The sequence below is a fragment of the Nocardioides litoris genome (genome assembly GCF_006346315.1).
Lineage (GTDB): Bacteria > Actinomycetota > Actinomycetes > Propionibacteriales > Nocardioidaceae > Nocardioides > Nocardioides litoris.
In genome coordinates this window covers 172,613-190,586 of sequence record NZ_VDMR01000002.1, presented here as the reverse complement: position 1 = coordinate 190,586, position 17,974 = coordinate 172,613, and the positions used below count along the sequence as shown (strand labels likewise).

General features: G+C 75.3%; 13 protein-coding genes. 11 read left to right on the top strand and 2 right to left on the bottom strand.

Annotated features, from left to right (window positions below):
- The first annotated feature begins 51 nt into the window (after positions 1 to 51).
- From FJQ57_RS09015 to FJQ57_RS08995, 5 genes are read left to right on the top strand one after another with little or no spacing between them, the layout of a single operon-like run.
- Positions 52 to 2,349: an acyltransferase family protein gene (locus tag FJQ57_RS09015; RefSeq protein WP_246081704.1), complete on the top strand. Its 2,298-nt coding sequence runs from the start codon at positions 52 to 54 to the stop codon at positions 2,347 to 2,349.
- Positions 2,346 to 3,119, top strand: a complete 774-nt coding sequence (locus FJQ57_RS09010) for a lytic murein transglycosylase (RefSeq protein WP_246081703.1) — start codon at positions 2,346 to 2,348, stop codon at positions 3,117 to 3,119. Before FJQ57_RS09015 ends, FJQ57_RS09010 begins: the two co-directional genes overlap by 4 nt.
- A gap of 57 nt (positions 3,120 to 3,176) precedes the next feature.
- A complete protein-coding gene (locus tag FJQ57_RS09005) occupies positions 3,177 to 4,187 on the top strand; it encodes an SGNH hydrolase domain-containing protein (protein WP_139979450.1) in 1,011 nt (336 codons plus the stop codon).
- Positions 4,188 to 4,198: 11 nt separating this feature from the next.
- The gene (locus FJQ57_RS09000; RefSeq protein WP_139979449.1) at positions 4,199 to 4,708 is read left to right on the top strand and encodes a nuclear transport factor 2 family protein; all 510 of its coding nucleotides are present in this window, start codon (positions 4,199 to 4,201) and stop codon (positions 4,706 to 4,708) included.
- Between the two features lie 22 nt (positions 4,709 to 4,730).
- Positions 4,731 to 5,261: a PGPGW domain-containing protein gene (locus FJQ57_RS08995; RefSeq protein ID WP_139979447.1), complete on the top strand. Its 531-nt coding sequence runs from the start codon at positions 4,731 to 4,733 to the stop codon at positions 5,259 to 5,261.
- 12 nt (positions 5,262 to 5,273) lie between these two features.
- On the opposite strand, the gene FJQ57_RS08990 is transcribed toward FJQ57_RS08995, so the two are convergent.
- Positions 5,274 to 6,404, bottom strand: a complete 1,131-nt coding sequence (locus FJQ57_RS08990; protein ID WP_139979445.1) for a DNA glycosylase AlkZ-like family protein — start codon at positions 6,402 to 6,404, stop codon at positions 5,274 to 5,276.
- A 363-nt stretch (positions 6,405 to 6,767) separates the two neighbouring features.
- Between FJQ57_RS08990 and recC the strand changes: the two genes are divergently transcribed.
- From recC to FJQ57_RS08970, 4 genes are read left to right on the top strand one after another with little or no spacing between them, the layout of a single operon-like run.
- Positions 6,768 to 10,139, top strand: coding sequence for an exodeoxyribonuclease V subunit gamma (recC, locus tag FJQ57_RS08985; protein ID WP_139979443.1), 3,372 nt, complete (start codon positions 6,768 to 6,770; stop codon positions 10,137 to 10,139).
- Positions 10,140 to 10,188: 49 nt separating this feature from the next.
- Positions 10,189 to 13,548 (top strand): UvrD-helicase domain-containing protein, encoded by a 3,360-nt coding sequence (locus tag FJQ57_RS08980; RefSeq protein WP_139979441.1) that lies wholly within the window; start codon positions 10,189 to 10,191, stop codon positions 13,546 to 13,548.
- Positions 13,545 to 15,407: an exodeoxyribonuclease V subunit alpha gene (recD, locus tag FJQ57_RS08975; RefSeq protein WP_246081702.1), complete on the top strand. Its 1,863-nt coding sequence runs from the start codon at positions 13,545 to 13,547 to the stop codon at positions 15,405 to 15,407. Before FJQ57_RS08980 ends, recD begins: the two co-directional genes overlap by 4 nt.
- Before the next feature lie 9 nt (positions 15,408 to 15,416).
- Positions 15,417 to 16,028 (top strand): ACT domain-containing protein, encoded by a 612-nt coding sequence (locus FJQ57_RS08970; RefSeq protein ID WP_139979439.1) that lies wholly within the window; start codon positions 15,417 to 15,419, stop codon positions 16,026 to 16,028.
- Between the two features lie 21 nt (positions 16,029 to 16,049).
- Here FJQ57_RS08970 and FJQ57_RS08965 read toward each other — a convergent pair whose 3' ends face one another.
- The gene (locus FJQ57_RS08965) at positions 16,050 to 16,493 is read right to left on the bottom strand and encodes a nitroreductase family deazaflavin-dependent oxidoreductase (RefSeq protein WP_139979437.1); all 444 of its coding nucleotides are present in this window, start codon (positions 16,491 to 16,493) and stop codon (positions 16,050 to 16,052) included.
- A 121-nt stretch (positions 16,494 to 16,614) separates the two neighbouring features.
- Here FJQ57_RS08965 and FJQ57_RS08960 point away from each other — a divergent pair, with 121 nt between their 5' ends.
- On the top strand, positions 16,615 to 17,550 hold the full coding sequence (locus FJQ57_RS08960) for a 1,4-dihydroxy-2-naphthoyl-CoA synthase (RefSeq protein WP_139979435.1): 936 nt from the start codon (positions 16,615 to 16,617) through the stop codon (positions 17,548 to 17,550).
- Positions 17,551 to 17,634: 84 nt separating this feature from the next.
- Positions 17,635 to 17,934, top strand: a complete 300-nt coding sequence (locus FJQ57_RS08955; protein ID WP_139979433.1) for a hypothetical protein — start codon at positions 17,635 to 17,637, stop codon at positions 17,932 to 17,934.
- Positions 17,935 to 17,974: the final 40 nt, after the last annotated feature.

Genomic DNA, 17,974 nt, shown 5'->3' with positions numbered 1-17,974 from the left:
GACGGCGGGCCCGGCCGAGGTGCGGGCCGCGGGACGAAAGGGTTCGAGCTTGTGAGTGGGTCCACCCTCGCCCCCGAGCGTGCCGAGCCGCAGCCCGAGGACGGCCCCGGTGCCACGCCCGCCCGCACCCAGGACACGCCCGACCTGCTCGTGAAGCCGGCCGCCACCGCGACCAGCAAGCAGTCGCGCGGCGAGTACCGCCCCGACATCGACGGCATCCGCGGCGCCGCGGCCATCATGGTGATGGGCTTCCACGCCAAGGTGCCGGGCTTCGAGGGCGGCTACATCGGCCTCGACCTGTTCTTCGTCGTCTCGGGCTACGTCATCACCGGCCTGCTGATGCACGAGTTCGTCAAGACGGGCGGCGTGAAGTGGGGCGCGTTCTACGCCCGCCGCGCGCGCCGCCTCATCCCGGCCAAGGCCACCATGCTCATCGGCGTCCTCGCCCTGAGCTACTTCCTGCTGCCCCCGACCGCGGTCGACGGCGACGGGCCCCAGCAGCAGACCGCGGAGTCCGCCGCGGCGGCCGCGGCGTTCGTGTCCAACTTCTTCTTCCTCAACGCCACCGGCAACGGCGACGTCGACTACTTCACCCACCAGCCCGGCACCGGCGTCCTGCTGCACACCTGGTCGCTCTCGGTCGAGGAGCAGTTCTACCTCGCCCTGCCGCTGATCATCCTGCTCGCCTGGGCGGTCTCCCGGCTGCTCCGGGTCCGGCTGGTGCCGATGCTGCTCGCGACCACCGTGGTCCTCGGCGTCGCCTCGGCGTGGCTGGCCATCGCCTGGGCCGACACCCACCCCGACGCCGCCTACTACCTGCCGATCACCCGCGCGTTCGAGTTCCTCATCGGCGTCGCGCTCGCCCTGCTCGTGCGCAAGGTGCGCGTCGCCCACGACCTGCGCGAGGTCATGGGCCTGGCCGGCGTCGCGATCATCGCGTTCCTGCTGTGGAAGCCGATGCCGACCGAGGGCTACCCCAGCTACTGGGCCCTGCTGCCGTGCGCGGCCGCCGCCCTGCTCACCTGGGCCGGCGTCGGCGCGCCCACCGTGGCCACCCGCGTGCTCTCGGTGCGCTTCCTGGTCGGACTCGGGCTGGTCTCCTACGGCTGGTACCTCTGGCACTGGCCGTTCCTGGTGCTCGGCGAGTCGGTCAACCTCGCCCCGCCGCCGCTCTACGTCCGGGTGCTGCTGGTCCTGGCCGCGCTGCTCGTGGCCTACCTCAGCTACCGCTTCATCGAGGGCTTGTTCTACAAGCGCTCCGGCACGGTGAGCAAGAGCCGCACCTGGGGATCGCGCCGGGTGATGGTCAGCGGCGTCCTGGCCATGTCGTGCGTCGCCGGCCTCAGCGGCGGCGCCCTGGCCATCGCCGACGACGCCAAGACCTCCCCGCACTGGGAGGAGATCACCGCCCAGCTCACCAACGTGCCCCCGATGCCCGCGGAGTGCCTGGGCGAGCAGAACTTCATCCCCGACCGCCCCGGCCGCTGTGACCTGGTGCCCTACGAGGCCGGCCGCCCGACGGTGGTGCTGTGGGGCGACTCCCACGCCTGGATGTTCATCCCGGCCCTCGAGGCCGCCGCCCGCAAGAAGGACGTCAACCTCGTCGCCTTCGTGATGGGGGCCTGCCCGATGTTCCTGCCGTCGGCCACGGCGACCGGGGGCTGCGCGCGCAACAACCAGGCCGCCGTCGACTACATCGAGCGCCACGTCGACGACAAGGCCGGCCTGAAGATCATCGGGTCCTTCAGCTACGAGACCTACCGGGGCACCCCGACGATCGGCCTGATCCAGGAGCGCGACCTCGACAACGCCAACGACGAGTACGTCGAGAAGATGGCCGGCTACGTGCGCGTCGGCACCCCGGCCCTGTTCTCCCTGCTCGGCCGCATCGACGCCGACGTCGACATGATCGGGCCGACGCCGATCATCCCGCGCAACGCACCGCTGTGCGAGGCCATCTCGCGGCCCTACTCCTGCGACGTGCCGCGCGAGGACGCGATCATCGACGAGGCCGACAACGTGGCGTGGCTGACCGGCATGATGGCCGGCCTCGACGGGGCGGCCGATCCCGGGGGCGAGCCGCGGGTCGTGAGGACCACCGCCGACGGCCCGCCGGCCCGTGCCCGCTCCGCCGACGACGACGACCCCACGCCGCCCCGCCTCATCGACGTGGCCCCGGCGCTGTGCGACGAGACCACCTGCTTCGCCGAGGCCGACGGCATCACCTTCTACTTCGACGACAACCACCTCAGCGCCGCCATGGCCTCGACGTTGAAGAAGTACTTCGTGCCCAGCGTCCGCGAGGTCACCGGCGAGGGCTCCGGCGGCAGCGCCGGCGACGAGGAGTGACCGGCGGTCGTCCGCTGCGCTCGGCCGTGCTGTTCCTCCTCGCCCTGGCCGCCGCGGCCGCCGTGGTCTTCTGGCTGCAGCAGACGCTCTACCTGCGCCCGCCCGCCGACGACCTGACCCCGGCCGACGGCGTCGCGGCCGTCGGGGCCCCGGCCACCCGGCCCGTGCGCACCGGCGGCGACGGGGCCGCCGGGGCTGCCGCGCCGGGTGTCCCGCAGGTCGACCCGGCCTGGCTGCGGCGCACGGCGCGGGCGGCTGGCCTCGACCCCACCGCCCTGGCGGCCTACGCCCGGGCCGAGCTGGCCGCGCCCACCGGGTGCGGCCTCGGCTGGACCACCCTCGCCGGCATCGGCTGGGTCGAGTCGCACCACGGCACCATCGGCGGCCGCACGCTGGGCGCCGACGGCCGGCCCTCGAGCGAGGTCCTCGGCCCGGCGCTCGACGGCCGCGGACCGGTCGCCGCGATCCCGGCGACACCCGCCACGACGGCGTACCACGGTGACCCGCGCTGGGACCACGCCGTCGGCCCGATGCAGTTCATCCCCACGACGTGGGAGACGTGGGGAGCCGACGGCGACGGCGACGGCGACGCCGACCCCCACGACCTCGACGACGCGGCGCTGGCCGCGGCGCGCTACCTGTGCGCCGGCGGGCGCGACCTGACCACGGGGCGCGGCTGGACCGACGCGGTGCTGTCCTACAACCGGTCGCGGGCCTACCTCGACGCCGTGCACCTCGCCGCCACGACGTACGCCGGCCGCCCCGGCTGAGCGCGGTTGCCGTCTTCGGCTGCGCCGGGGGAGGGGCGGTGGCACGATGACGCCACCATGACCAAGCGTTCCCCCCTCCCCGCGGTCGTCGGCCTGCTCCTGCTCGCCCTCATCGCCGGTCTCCTCGCGTCCGCCCCGACGGCCTCCGCGGCCGACCCCGGCTCCCGCCTCCCGGTGGCGGCGAAGGTCAAGCCCGGCCAGGACTTCCCGACGCTGCCGCCGCGCTGCGCATCGCGCAAGGACAAGATCCCGCCCGAGCCGGTGGTCTGCCAGCTCAACGGCTTCGACGCCGCCAAGCCGACGGTGCTGCTGTGGGGCGACTCGCACTCGTGGATGTTCATCCCGGCGCTGAAGAAGGCCATCGCCGGCCGTGGGGTCAACCTGGTCGCGGTGATGATGGGCTCCTGCCCCCCGATGGACAACCAGACCACGCCGACCAGCAAGGTCCCGGCCTGCTACCGATCCAACGCCCTGGGCATCGACGCCGCCCGCCGCCTGCAGGCCTCCGGCCGGCCCTACCGGATCGTGCTCGTCAGCAGCTGGCAGCGCTACGTCCACGCGTTGCAGGTCCGCGACACGACGTCCTACGTCGGCACGATGGCCCTGGCGATGCGCGAGGGCACCCCGCGCCTGGTCCGCACCCTGCGGTCGATCGGGTCCCCGGTCGACGTCGTCGGCCAGGTCGCCACCGTGCCGGTCAAGCACCGCCGCTGCGCCAAGGGCAACCTGCCGTTCGCCTGCCGCCTGCCCCGCAAGGCCTCGCTGCCCGGCGAGGGCGTCACCCGCCGCTACGTCCAGCGGACCTTCGCTCCGCTGCTCGGCTCGCGGGCCGCGATCAACGTCAACCGCACCATCTGCAACGCGCGGTGGTGCCAGGGCAAGATCGGGTCGATCCGCACGTGGTTCGACGACCTGCACCTCAGCGCCACCCGGTCGGCCACCATGTCGTCGTACTTCGCCGGCACGGTCGAGGCGGTCGCCCCGGCCCGGCGCACCACGTCGACCGACCCGACCGCGTCCCCGACCGAGGAGCCGGGCGGGTCCTGCTTCCCGCTCCTGCCCTGCTGACGGGCTCGACGGTGCCGACCGCCGGGCGCCACAGCGCCGAGGAGATCTCCGAGGCGTACGCCGCGATGCACCGCCGGGTCGCCGAGCACGTGCGCACCGGCGACTGGACCGGCTACTGCGAGAACTTCACCGAGGACGCCGAGTACGTCGAGCACGCCCACGGCACCTTCCGCGGGCGGGCCGAGATCCAGGCGTGGTCGGTGGCGACCATGACGTCGTTCCCCGGCTCGGTGATGACGGCGTTCCCGCTCGCCTGGCAGAGCATCGACGCGCCGGCCGACCGGCTGGTCTGCGAGGTCCGCAACCTGATGCCCGACCCGGGCGACGGGTCGCTGCACGAGGCGTCCAACCTGACGATCATGACCTACGCCGGCGACGGGGTGTTCTCCCGCGAGGAGGACGTCTACAACCCGCTCCGCTTCCTGTCGATGACGCTGCGCTGGGCCGCGGTGGCGCAGGCGCACGGCACCCTGTCCGACGAGGGCCGGGCCTACGTCGCGGCGTACGGCCCGCAGGCTTGACCCGGTCTGGCATCCTGCGGCCATGAAGGCAGCCAAGCGCATCGGTCTCGAAGTGCTCGGCTGGGGGCTCTTGGTCGCCGGTCTGGCCATGATCTTCCTGCCCGGCCCGGGACTCCTCGGCATCTTCGGCGGCCTCGCGATCCTCTCCCAGCAGTACGAGTGGGCCGAGCGGCGCCTCGCGCCGGTCAAGTACCGGGCGCTCAAGGGTGCGGCCGAGAGCGTCGAGAGCCCCTTGCGCATCGCATTCTCGCTGCTGGGGTGCTTGTTCCTGGTGGCCTGCGCCTGGGTCTGGTGGATCGGCGACAGCGGCACGCCCGACCCCGGTTCCTCGGCGCCGAGCTGGACCGTGCTGCCGGACTGGTGGTTCCTGCCTGACGGCCTCTGGCTGATCGGGGGGCGCGCCACCGCGGTGACCCTGGTGGCGTCGATGTTCATCGCCCTGGCCCTGCTCGTCTACTCCTACCGTCGCTTCCACGGCAAGCCCGAGGCCGTGGCCGAGCTCGACGCCGAGATCAAGGACGCCGACGAGGACTACCACGAGCAGCAGCGCTGACGCCGTCCCCCCTCAGCCCAGCCCGCCCCCGAGGTCGACCACCCCGAGCCCCAGCCACCGCGCGAGGTCCTCGACCTCCCGTCGTACGGCGGCGCGGCAGGCGTCGTCCCACGGCCGGTCCTCGTGCACCGCGTCGACCCGCAGCTCTCCGGCCTCGCGGTCGGCGGCGGCGTCGAGCTTGCCGACCAGGTCGGCGCCCCACAGCACGGGCATCGCCCAGTAGCCGAACCGGCGGGCGGCGGCGGGCTTGTACATCTCCAGCAGGTAGTCGAAGTCGAACAGCTCGGCCATCCGCTTCCGGTCGGCGACGAGGCGGTCGAGCGGGGACAGCACGGCCGCCCGCCCGGCGAACGGGCCCGTGGCCGCGTCGAGCCACGCCGGGTCGACCCGCCACGTGCCGCGGACGCCCGCGACGGTCGCGGGCTCCCCGGCCTCGCCGACGCCGTGGGGCTCGGCCGGGACCGCGGCCGCCTTCCCCCGGGCGATGCCGAGCGAGGCCAGGCGGCGTCGGTCCCGCTCGCGCCGCGCCGTGTCGACGTCGGGCACCGGGTCGTCGGGGTAGACCCGCTCGGCGAGGTCCCACAGCACCTCGGGCACCGGCCCGTCGGTCCGACCGGCACGGGCCACCTCACCGCGCTCGACGAGCTGGGTGAGGAGCATCTTGACGTTCTTCTCGCCGTTCCAGCCGGTGGAGCGCCACGGCACCCGGGTGGTGTCGGGGATCTCCGAGCGCGGCAGCGGACCGTCGCCGCGCAGCAGCTCCAGCACCTCGCGCCGCGACTCGTCGTTGGCCTCCACCCAGGCGACCAGGGCCTCCTCGTGCGGCTTCCACGGCTCCGGCCCCGGCCATCGCGCCATCTCGGCCCGGTGCAGCGCCAGGTCCTCGGCCGGCCGCGCGAGCTGGTGGTGGTCGAGCAGCACCTGGCGGTCGAGCAGGTCGCGCAGCTCGCCGGCGTCGTACGCCGACCCGAACCGGCTCCACAGCACCAGGTCGGCGCTCGGGGCGACGTACCGGGTCGGGTCGAGCTGCAGCACGGTCAGGTGCCGGACGACGTCGAGCACCCCGCCGTCGGGTCGGTCGGCGGTGAGCAGCTGGGCGCGCACCGCGACGCGGCGCGCCTCGGCCAGGGTCAGCTCGTGCACCCGCCCGATGCTGCCACGGACCACGGTGCTCGAGGAGGGACCAGGGCCCGCCTCCCGGGGGTCGAGGAGGGACCAGGTCCCGACCCACAGTGGTCGAGGAGGGGCCAGGTCTCGCCCCCCGGGGTCGAGGAGGGGCCAGGTCTCGCCCCCCGGTGGTCGAGGAGGGGCCAGGTCTCGCCCCCCGGTGGTCGAGGAGGGACGAAGTCCCGTCTCGAGACCACGCGACCGCAGCCGTGGTGCGGTCCCGACCCACGGTGGTCGAGGAGGGACGGAGTCCCGTCTCGAGACCACGCGCCACCACCGCGCCCCGGCCCCGGACCGGCGCCCCCGCACTGTCGGAGGTCCCGCCTAGGGTCTGCTGCGATGGCCCTCCACCTGCACCGCGCGCCGCGCACCGACCAGCTCGCCGACGCCCTCGGCGAGCTGCTCCTGCGTCCGCTCGACGACCCGTTCGCCGAGGAGGTCGTGGTGGTGCCGGCCAAGGGGGTCGAGCGGTGGCTGACCCAGCGCCTGTCCCACCGGCTGGGCGTCGGGCCGCGTGGCGGCGACGGGGTCTGCGCGGGCGTGCGGTTCCTCGCGCCCGGATCGCTGGTGGCGCTCCTCCTCGACCGTGAGCGCGACGACCCGTGGGCGCCCGACCGGCTGGTCTGGCCGCTGCTGGAGGTGGTCGACGCCTCCCTCGACGAGGCCTGGTGCGCCGCCCTCGCGCGCCACCTGGGCCACGGGCTGAGCGGCGAGCTGGCCGACCTGCGCCGCGACCGCCGCTGGTCCGTCGCCCGGCGGCTGGCCGGCCTGCTCGCGGGCTACGCCGTCCAGCGCCCGCAGCTGGTCGCCGACTGGGGCGCCGGCCGTGACACCGACGGGGCCGGAGGGCCGCTCGCCCTCGACCTGGCCTGGCAGCCCGAGCTGTGGCGCCGTGTGGTCGACCGGGTCGGGGGCGAGGCGCCCGACGCCCGGCACGCCCGCGCCCTCGACCTGCTCCGCGCCGGCGGCGAGGCCCTCGACCTGCCCGGACGGCTGTCGCTGTTCGGCCACACACGCCTCTCGGTCTCCGAGGTCGAGCTGCTCGGGGCGCTCGGGTCCTCCCGCGACGTCCACCTGTGGCTGCCCCAGCCCTCCCCCGCGCTCTGGGACGCCCTCACCGCGGCCGGGGAGACCGGGCCGGTGCCGCGCGTCGACGACCGCTCCGGCGACCACGTCGGCCACCCGCTCCTGGCCTCCCTGGGCCGCGACGCCCGCGAGCTGCGCCGCACCCTCGCCGTCCCCCTGGTCGACGAGGTCGTGCCGACGCCGTCGGTGGCCCCGACCGGGCTGCTGGGGTGGCTGCAGCACGACCTGCGGGCCAACCACGCCCCGACGGCCGACGAGCGTGCGGCCCGGCCCGTGGCGGCCGGCGACCGCAGCCTCCAGGTGCACGCCTGCCACGGCGACGCGCGCCAGGTCGACGTGCTGCGCGAGGTGCTGGTCGGGCTGCTCGACGACGACCCCACGCTGGAGCCGCGCGACATCCTCGTCATGGTCCCCGACATCGAGACGTTCGCCCCCTTGGTCTCGGCCGGGTTCGGACTGGCCGACGTGGTGGCCGATGCCGCACCCACCGGTCCCGGTCGACCCGGCCAGGCCCCCACCGGCGGCCACCCCGCCCACACCCTCCGGGTGCGGCTGGCCGACCGGTCGCTGACCAGCACCAACCCGCTGCTCGCCGTGGCCGCGACGCTGGTCGAGCTGGCCGGCGGCCGGGTCACCGCGGCCGATCTGCTCGACCTGGCCGGCACGCCGGCGGTGCGCCGGCGCTTCGGGTTCGGCGACGACGACCTCGAGCGGGCCACCGGCTGGGTCCGCGAGTCCGGGGTCCGGTGGGGCCTCGACGTCCGGCAGCGCGAGCGGTTCGCCATGCAGCGCTTCGAGCACAACACCTGGCGGGCCGGCCTCGACCGCATCCTGCTCGGCGTCGCGCTCAGCGGCGACGACCACCGCCACCTCGGCCGGGGCCTGCCCCTCGACGATGTCGGCAGCTCCGACGTCGACCTGGCCGGGCGGCTGGCCGAGATGGTCGACCGGGTCGCCCGCTGCCTGGCCGCGCTCGACGAGGCCGTCGACGTCGAGGCCTGGACCCGCGCGCTCGGCGAGGGCGTGCGCGGGCTGACCGACGTCGGCCCCGACGACGCCTGGCAGGTGCCCCAGCTCGACCGCGAGCTGGCCCGGGCGGCGGGCGACGGCACCCCCCGGGTGCCGCTGCGGCTGGCCGACGTGCGGGCGATGCTGGCCTCCCGGCTGGGCGGCCGGCCCACCCGGGCCAGCTTCCGCACGGGCACGCTGACGGTCTGCACGATGGTCCCGATGCGCTCGGTGCCCCACCGGGTCGTGTGCCTGGTCGGCCTCGACGACGGCGTCTTCCCGCGGCAGGTCGTGCCCGACGGCGACGACGTCCTGGCCCGACGTCCCCTGACCGGCGAGCGCGACGTGCGCAGCGAGGACCGCCAGCTCCTGCTCGACGCCCTGCTCGCCGCGACCGAGCGCGTCGTCATCACCTACACCGGCGCCCACGAGCAGTCCGGCGCCGAGCGCCCGCCGGCGGTGCCCCTGGGCGAGGTCCTCGACGCCGCCGACCGCACGCTGGCCGAGCCAGTCCGCGACCGGGTGCTCGTCCGCCACCCGCTGCAGCCGCACGACGCGCGCAACTTCGTCGCCGGCGAGCTCGCCGGTGGTCCCGACCGCCCGTTCAGCTTCGACCTCGCCGCCGTCGCCGGAGCCCGGGCGCTGGTCACCGAGCGCCGCCCGCCCGGGGGCCTGCTCGCCGCCCCGCTCCCGCCGGCACCGGCCGCCGACGTGTCGCTGGCCGACCTGCGGGCCTTCCTGGTCCACCCGGTCCGCGCCTTCGTGCGCCAGCGCCTCGACGTGACCGTGCCCTTCGCGCCCGACGAGCTGGCCGATGCCATCCCGGTCGACCTCGACGCCCTGTCGTCCTGGGCGGTCGGCGACCGGCTGCTGCGCGAGGTGCTCGCGGGTCAGGACCCCGCCGCGGTGATGACCGCCGAGCAGCTGCGCGGCACCCTGCCGCCCGGGAGCCTCGGCTCCGGGGCGCTGGCCACGGTCACCGAGGAGTGCCAGAAGCTGTTCACCCGCACGGCCGACCTGCGCACCGGCGCCGCGCGCTCGGTCGACGTCGACGTGGACCTCGGCGGCGGTCGCCGCCTCACCGGCACCGTCTCCGGCGTCCACGGCAGCCGCCTGGTCTCCCTCGGCTACTCCCGGCTGAAGCCCAAGCAGCGCCTGGCCGCGTGGGTCGACCTGCTGGCGCTGAGCGCCTCCGACCCCGACACCAGCTGGACCTCCCACGCCGTGGGCCGCGAGAAGGCCGGCCCCCGCCGCGCGCTCGCCGGCCCCCTGGACCACCGCGCGACCGCGTGGCTGCGCACGCTCGTCGAGCTGCGCGACCGCGGCCTGTGCGAGCCCCTGCCCCTGCCCGTCGCCACCGCGGCCGCGTGGGCCGAGGGGCACCGCCGCGAGCTGCAGGGCGAGGACGTCTCGCCGCTCGAGCTGGCCCGCCGCGAGTGGACCACCGACCCCTACAACGCCTGGGGCATCGAGGCCGAGGACGCCGACGCCCACCACCGACGCGCCTTCGGTGACCGGGTCCCCGTCGAGGCACTGGTCGAGGCCGGACTGCCGACCTACGCCTGGCAGGTGTGGGAGCCGCTGCTCTCCGGCGCGGAGAAGGTGGCACCGCTGTGACCGCCCCACGACGTCCTCCGTGTGGTGCAGCCGGCCCCGGAGGTGCGGCATGAGCCTGATGCACGACGAGCTGGTCCCGTTCGACATCACCGCGCCCCTGCCGGGCGTCGGCACCACCCTGCTCGAGGCCAGCGCCGGCACCGGCAAGACCTGGACCATCGGCGCCCTCGTCACCCGCTACGTCGCCGAGGGCGTCGCCCGCCTCGACGACATGCTGGTGGTGACGTTCGGGCGCGCGGCCAGCCAGGAGCTCCGCGAGCGGGTGCGAGCCCAGCTGGTCGAGGCCGAGCGCCTCCTGGCCGGTGAGCCCGACACCACCGCCGACGGGTCGGCGCTGCTGACCCTCCTCCTCGACTGCGACGCGGCCGAGCGGGCCGCCCGGCGCCGGCGGGTCGTCGAGGCCCTGGCCGGGTTCGACGCCGCCACCATCGCCACGACCCACCAGTTCTGCTCGCTGGTCCTCGGGTCGCTCGGCGTCGCCGGCGACACCGACGCCCGGGCCCGGCTCGTCGAGGACCTCGACGACCTGGTCCGCGAGGTCGTCGACGACCTCTACCTGCGCGCCTTCGCGTTCGGCGACGGGGCGCCGGCCTTCAGCCACGACGAGGCCGTGGCCATCGCCCGGGCCGCGGTCGGTGACCCGCAGGCCCGCCTCGAGCCCGCCGGCGCCGAGCGGACGACGTCCCACGGCCGCCGCGTCGCCTTCGCCGAAGCGGTCCGCACCGAGGTCGACCTCCGCAAGCGGCGCCTCGGCATCCTGTCCTACGACGACCTGCTCGAGCAGCTGGCCCACGCGCTCGAGCCCGAGGACTCCCCGGCCCGCACCCGGATGCGCGAGCGGTGGTCGATCGTCCTGGTCGACGAGTTCCAGGACACCGACCCGGTGCAGTGGCAGGTGCTCGACCGCGCCTTCAGCGGCGTGGCGACGATGGTGCTCATCGGCGACCCCAAGCAGGCCATCTACGCCTTCCGCGGCGGCGACGTCGTCACCTACCTCCAGGCCGCCGCCACCGCCGGCAGCCGCCAGACCCTGGCCGTCAACTGGCGCAGCGACGACGGGCTCCTCGAGGCCTTCCAGCGCCTGCTCGTCGACGCCGAGCTCGGCGACGAGCGCATCGTGGTCCGGCCCGTCGTGGCCGAGCACGGCCACGAGGGCAGCCGGCTGGCGGGCGCCCCGTCCTCGGCGCCGCTGCGGCTGCGGGTCGTGCGTCGCGACACCTTCGGGCGCGGTCCCCGCACCCCCCTGCCGGTCGGCGAGGTCCGGCCCCACGTGGCCCGCGACCTCGCCCTCGACGTACGCCGCCTGCTCGCCTCGGGCGCCACCTTCTGCGGCGAGCGGCTCGAGCCGCGCCACGTCGCGGTCATCTGCTACCGCCACGCCGACCTCGCCGCGTCCCAGCAGGCGCTGCACGAGCTCGGGGTGCCGGCCGTCATCGCCGGTGGCGGCAGCGTGTTCGCCACCCCGGCCGCGGTCGAGTGGCTCACGCTGCTCGAGGCGCTCGAGCAGCCCCACCGCAGCGCCCGCGTGCGTGCCGCGGCCCTCACCTGCTTCGTGGGCCTCACGGCGGCCGAGCTCGACGCCGGCGGCGACGAGCTCACCGACGAGGTCGCCGAGCGGCTGCGGCGCTGGGTCGACGTCGTCTCCCGGCGGGGCGTGGCCGCGGTGCTGGAGGCCGCCTCGGCCGGCGGCCTGCCGGCCCGGGTGCTCGGCCTGGTCGGCGGCGAACGGCTGCTGACCGACCTGCGCCACATCGGCGAGGCCCTGCACGAGGTCGCCCAGACCGAGGGCCTGGGCACGGCGGCGCTGCTGGCCTGGCTGCGCAGCCAGGTCACCGAGGGCCGGGCCGGGCGCACCGCCGAGCGCACCCGGCGCCTCGACTCCGACGCCGCGGCGGTGCAGCTGGTGACGATCCACGCCAGCAAGGGCCTGCAGTACCCCGTCGTCTACCTCCCCGCCCTCGCCGACCGGCACGTCCCCAAGCCGACCCGCCCGCTCTTCCACGACGCCGACGGCCGGCGGTGCCTCGACGTCGGGGGCGGCGGTCCCGCGTGGGGCGACCACGTGCAGCGCTGGACCGACGAGGAGGCCGGCGAGTGGCTGCGGCTGCTCTACGTCGCCATCACCCGCGCCCAGTCGCAGGTGGTGTGCTGGTGGGCTCCCACCAAGAACGCCGTCGCCTCCCCGCTCCACCGCCTCCTCGCCCGGCCCGAGGCCGAGACGGTGGTGCCGGCGCAGCCGCCCGTGCCCGCCGACGACGACGTGGTGGCCTGGCTCGCAGCCTGGCGCGACCGCGGTGGGCCCGTGCCCGAGCCGGCCCTGCACGCCGAGCCCGGTCCCGACCCCGAGCTCGACGACCCCGGCCCGCTGTCCGCGCGGCGGCTCGGGCGCGAGGTCGACACCACGTGGCGCCGCACGTCCTACTCCGCCCTCAGCCACGTCGAGGCGGCTGCGCCGCCGGCGGTGGGCAGCGAGCCCGAGGTGGTGCCCAAGGACGACGAGGGCGTCGAGGTCGTGCCGCTCCCTGCCGCCGGCCAGGACGCCGGGACCGCCGACCCCGTCCCCTCGCCCATGGCCGGCCTCCCGGTCGGGGCGACCTTCGGCTCCCTCGTCCACGGCGTGCTCGAGCACGCCGACCCCGACGCACCCGACCTGCGGGCCGAGCTCGCCGGGCACGTGGCCGAGCAGCTGCAGCGCTGGCCCGTCGACCTCGACCGCGACGAGCTCGTCGACGCCCTCGTCGCGGTCTGCGACACCCCGCTCGGCCCGACCCTCGGTGGCCGGAGCCTGCGCCGGCTCCCGCTGCGCGACCGGCTGCGCGAGCTCGACTTCGAGCTGCCCCTCGCCGGCGGCGACCTCGCCCGCGACGACGACCCCGCCCCGCTCCTCGGCGACCTCGCCCCGCTGCTGCGCGCCCACCTCCCGGCCGACGACCCCGTCCGCGGCTACGCCGACGCCCTCGACGTGCCCGCCCTCGGCGGCCAGGCCCTCCGGGGCTATCTCACCGGGTCGGTCGACGTCGTGCTCCGGGTGCGCGACGACGGGCCCGGGGCGACCGGCGAGCCGTCGTACGTCATCGTCGACTACAAGACCAACTGGCTCGGTCCGCGCGACGAGCCGCTCACCTCCCACTCCTACCGCCCCGCCGCGCTCGACGCGGCGATGAGCGGGTCCGACTACCCCCTGCAGGCCCTGCTGTACGCCGTCGTGCTGCACCGCTTCCTGCGCTGGCGCCAGCCCGGCTACGACCCCGAGCGCCACCTCGGCGGTGTGCTCTACCTCTACCTGCGCGGCCTGTGCGGCCCGACGACGCCGACGGTCGACGGCGGCCCGTGCGGGGTGTTCGTGTGGCGGCCGCCCGTGGCCCTGCTCGAGGCCGTGTCCGACCTGCTCGACGGAGGTGCCCGGTGACCGCGACCCCGATCGCCCAGCTGCAGCCCGAGCCCTGGGCGGCCCACGACCGGCGCCTCGCCGCCGGGGCGACCGGCGCGCTGGCCCCGCTCAACGCCGCCGGGGTGCTCGAGGCGGCTGACGTCCACGTCGCGACCCGCCTCGGTCACCTCGGTGACGAGCCCGACGAGAGGGTGCTCCTGGCCGTGGCGCTGGCCGTGCGGGCCGTGCGGTCGGGCTCGGTGTGCGTCGACCTCGCCACGATCGCGGGCCTCACCGCGGGCCCGGGGGAGGCCGACGACCCCCTCCCGTGGCCCGACCCCGCCGCCTGGCGCGCCGCGGTCGCCGCCTCCCCGCTCGTCGCGGCGGGCGTGGTCCGGCTCGAGGGCGACCTCGTCTACCTCGACCGCTACCACCGCCTCGAGCGCCATGTCTGCGACGACCTCGTCGAGCGGGTCGAGGCTCCGGCGCCCGAGGTCGACGAGGCCGCGCTCGCCGCCGCGCTCGGCCGGGTGCGCGGGGAGCACTTCAGCGAGGAGCAGGAGGCGGCCGCCGTCCAGGCCGTGCGGCGGCGCACGACCGTGCTCACCGGCGGACCCGGCACCGGCAAGACGACCACGGTCGCCCGGGTGCTGGTGCTGCTGGCCGACCAGGCCGCCGCCCGCGACGAGCGGCTCTCCGTCGTGCTGGCCGCGCCCACCGGCAAGGCCGCCACCCGCCTCGCCGAGGCCGTGGCGACCGAGCTCGCGGGCCTCGACCCGGCCGACCGCGAGCGCGTCGGCACGCCCGAGTCGCTGACCCTGCACCGGCTCCTCGGCTGGCGGCCCGACAACAGCACCCGCTTCCGCCACGACCGCGGCAACCGGCTCAAGCACGACCTCGTCGTGGTCGACGAGTGCTCGATGGTCGAGCTGACGATGATGGCGCGGCTGCTGGAGGCCGTCCGGCCCGAGGCCCGGCTGCTCCTCGTCGGCGACCCGCAGCAGCTGACCTCGGTGGGCGCCGGCGCGGTGCTCGGCGACGTCGTCCGCGGCTTCGAGGGCCACCCCGCCTCGCCCGTGGCCTCGCTGGAGCGCAACCACCGCTCCGAGCTCGACATCCAGGAGCTGGCCCAGGCCCTCCGCGGCGGTGACCCCGACGAGGTGCTGGCAGTGCTGCGCCGCCCCAGCGACGAGGTCGAGCTGGTCGAGACCGACGACCCCGTCGAGGTGCTGCGCGAGGACGCCCTGGCGGCCGCCGTCGCGGTCCGCGAGGCCGCCGCGGCGGGTGACGCCGAGGCCGCGGTGGCTGCCCTCGACCGGCAGCGACTGCTGTGCGCCCACCGCGAGGGCCCCTACGGCGTGCGCCGGTGGAACCGCCAGGTCGAGCAGTGGCTCACCGACGCCGGCCACCCCGTCCACGGCGAGTGGTACGTCGGGCGACCGGTCCTCGTGACCAGCAACGACTACGCCCTCGAGGTCTACAACGGCGAGACGGGCGCCGCGGTCGCGATGCCCGACGGACGGCTGCGAGCCTTCGTGGCGGGCTCGGGCCGGCTGCGCGACCACGCGCCGGGCCGCCTCGACGCCGTCGAGACCATGCACGCGATGACCATCCACAAGAGCCAGGGCAGCCAGGCCACCCGGGTGACGGTGCTGCTGCCCGACGACACCTCCCGGCTGCTCACCCGCGAGCTGTTCTACACCGCGGTCACCCGGGCCCGCTCCCACGTGCGGGTGGTCGGCACCGAGGCGGCGGTCCGGGCCGCGGTGCTGCAGCGCGCGCAGCGGGCCACCGGCCTGGCCGAACGCATCCGGGGCGCCACCAGCGGGGCCGAGGCCGCCGAGGCCGGCTCCCGGCACGCGGACGCACGCAACGGCGGCGAAACGAGCGCCGGTTAGGGTCGCCCGGTGCCCTTCCTCCTGCGCGTCGAGCTGCCCGACGTCCCCGGCTCGCTGGGACGGCTGGCGAGCGCGATCGGTGAGGCCGGCGGCGACATCGAGGCCATCGAGATCGTCGAGAAGCGCCACGACGGCACCGCCCTCGACGACGTGATGCTCGACGTCGCCCCCGGCGTCATGCCCGACTCGATCGTCTCGGCCTGCCACGCCCTCGACGGCGTCCGGGTCGTGTGGATCAGCCGCTACGTCAGTGGCGGGCTGGTCCTCGACCTCGAGGCCGTCGAGGAGGTGACCGCCGAACCCGCGCAGGCCCTCGACCGGCTCGTCGAGGTGCTGCCCGGCACCTTCCGCGTCGACTGGGCGGCCCGGGTCCACCGCGGCAAGGGCGTCCGGCACGCCACCGGCGCCGCCCCCGCCGACCTGGAGTTCGTGGAGATCGAGCGCGCCACCCGCCTCGAGGTCGACGACGGCTCCGGTGGCGAGACCCTGTACGCCGGCGCCCGCATCGACGGCAACGAGGTCGTCATCGTCGCCCGCCGCGGCGGCCCCGAGTTCCTCGACTCCGAGGTCGCCCGCCTCGGCCACCTCGCCGGCCTCGCGGCCTCGATCCACCGCGGCTGACCGACCCGACCGGGACGGTCCTCAGACGCGCTCGAGCAGGAACACCGGGATCTCGCGGTCGGTGTTGTCCTGGTACTCCGCGTAGGGCGGGTACGCCGCCACCGCGCGCTCCCACCACTCCGCGCGCTCCGCGCCCTCGGCGACGCGGGCGCGGTAGGTGTGCGGGGTGTCGCCGTCCTGCAGGTCGACCTCGGGGTGGGCGAGGAAGTTGTGGTACCAGGTCGGGTGCTCGGGGGCGCCGCCCTTGCTGGCCACGGCGGCGTACACGCCGTCCTTCTCGACCTTCATCACCGGGTTCTTGCGCAGCTTGCCCGACTGGGCGCCGCGGGAGGTGATGACGACGATCGGCCACTCGGGGTGGTCGGGCAGGGTGTTGGCCTCGCGGCCACCGGAGGCCTCGTAGGCCTCGACCTGCTCGCGGACCCACTGGGTGGGGCTGGGCTCGTACTCGCCTTCGAGAGTCATGTGGCCCACAACAGCACCCGGCCGGGCGGTGTTCCACACCCAGCGGTGGCAGGGGTGCGGGCGGGGCGAGCGTCGACGCCCCGCGGCCGCGCCCGCCGCCCCGCCCACTAGCCTCGCGGCCATGAGCGCCATCGAGGGTGTGTCCGAGACGTTCGACGCCGAGGCCTGGGACGTCGTCCCCGGGTTCGAGGACCTCACCGACCTCACCTACCACCGGGCCAGGGCGCACGGCACGGTGCGGATCGCCTTCGACCGGCCCGACGTGCTCAACGCGTTCCGCCCGCACACCGTCGACGAGCTGCTGCGCACCCTCGAGCACGCCCGCACCACCGCCGACGTCGGCTGCGTCGTCCTCACCGGCAACGGCCCGAGCGCCAAGAACGGCAAGTGGGCGTTCTGCACCGGCGGCGACCAGCGCATCCGCGGCCGCGCCGGCTACCAGTACGAGACGCCCGGGCACGACGACGCCGGTGCCCCGCCGAACCCCATCGACGCCGCCCGGCTCGGCCGTCTGCACATCCTCGAGTGCCAGCGGTTGATCCGCTTCATGCCCAAGGTCGTCATCTGCGTCGTCCCCGGCTGGACCGCCGGCGGCGGCCACTCCCTGCACGTCGTGTGCGACCTGACCCTCGCCTCGGCCGAGGAGGCGCGCTTCAAGCAGACCGACGCCGACGTCGGGTCCTTCGACGGCGGGTTCGGCTCGGCGTACCTCGCCCGGCAGGTGGGCCAGAAGGTCGCCCGCGAGATCTTCTTCCTCGGCCAGGAGTACTCCGCCGAGGACGGCGTCCGCATGGGCACCGTCAACCGCGCCGTCCCGCACGCCGAGCTCGAGGCGACCGCGCTCGAGTGGGGGCGGCTGGTCAACGGCAAGAGCCCGACCGCGCAGCGGATGCTCAAGTACTCCTTCAACCTCATCGACGACGGGCTCGTCGGCCAGCAGCTGTTCGCCGGCGAGACGACCCGGCTGGCCTACATGACCGACGAGGCGGCCGAGGGGCGCGACCAGTTCCTGGAGAAGCGCGAGCCCGACTGGTCGCCGTACCCCTGGTACTACTGATCGTTCCCGTTTGCGCAGTTCGAAGGGAGTGTCTGGCGGTGATGTCCGTGCCTGGTCCGCACCCGGCCTGGAGGAGAAACCGTCATGGCTACCGCCACTGAGCCCATCAAGGTCGACGCTGCGACCGACGAGCTCGTCTCGCACGCAGCTCACTTCATGTCCCGCTCCACGAAGGACATCGTTGACGCCGCCGTTCGCGAGTACATCGACGCCCACCGCGACGAGATCAACGCCGGCATCAAGGCTGCGCTCGGCCAGCTCAACGGCACTGACGCTGCTGCTGTCTCGATGATGACTGGCCTGAGCGCCGAGGAGCTCGACGACCTCGGCGGACTTCCGCAGCAAGCCCTGCTCTTGGTCCGCCCGGCCGGACCCTGCCTTTGACCTCCACCGCCTGGCCTCGGAACCGATCAGCGTTCGCCCC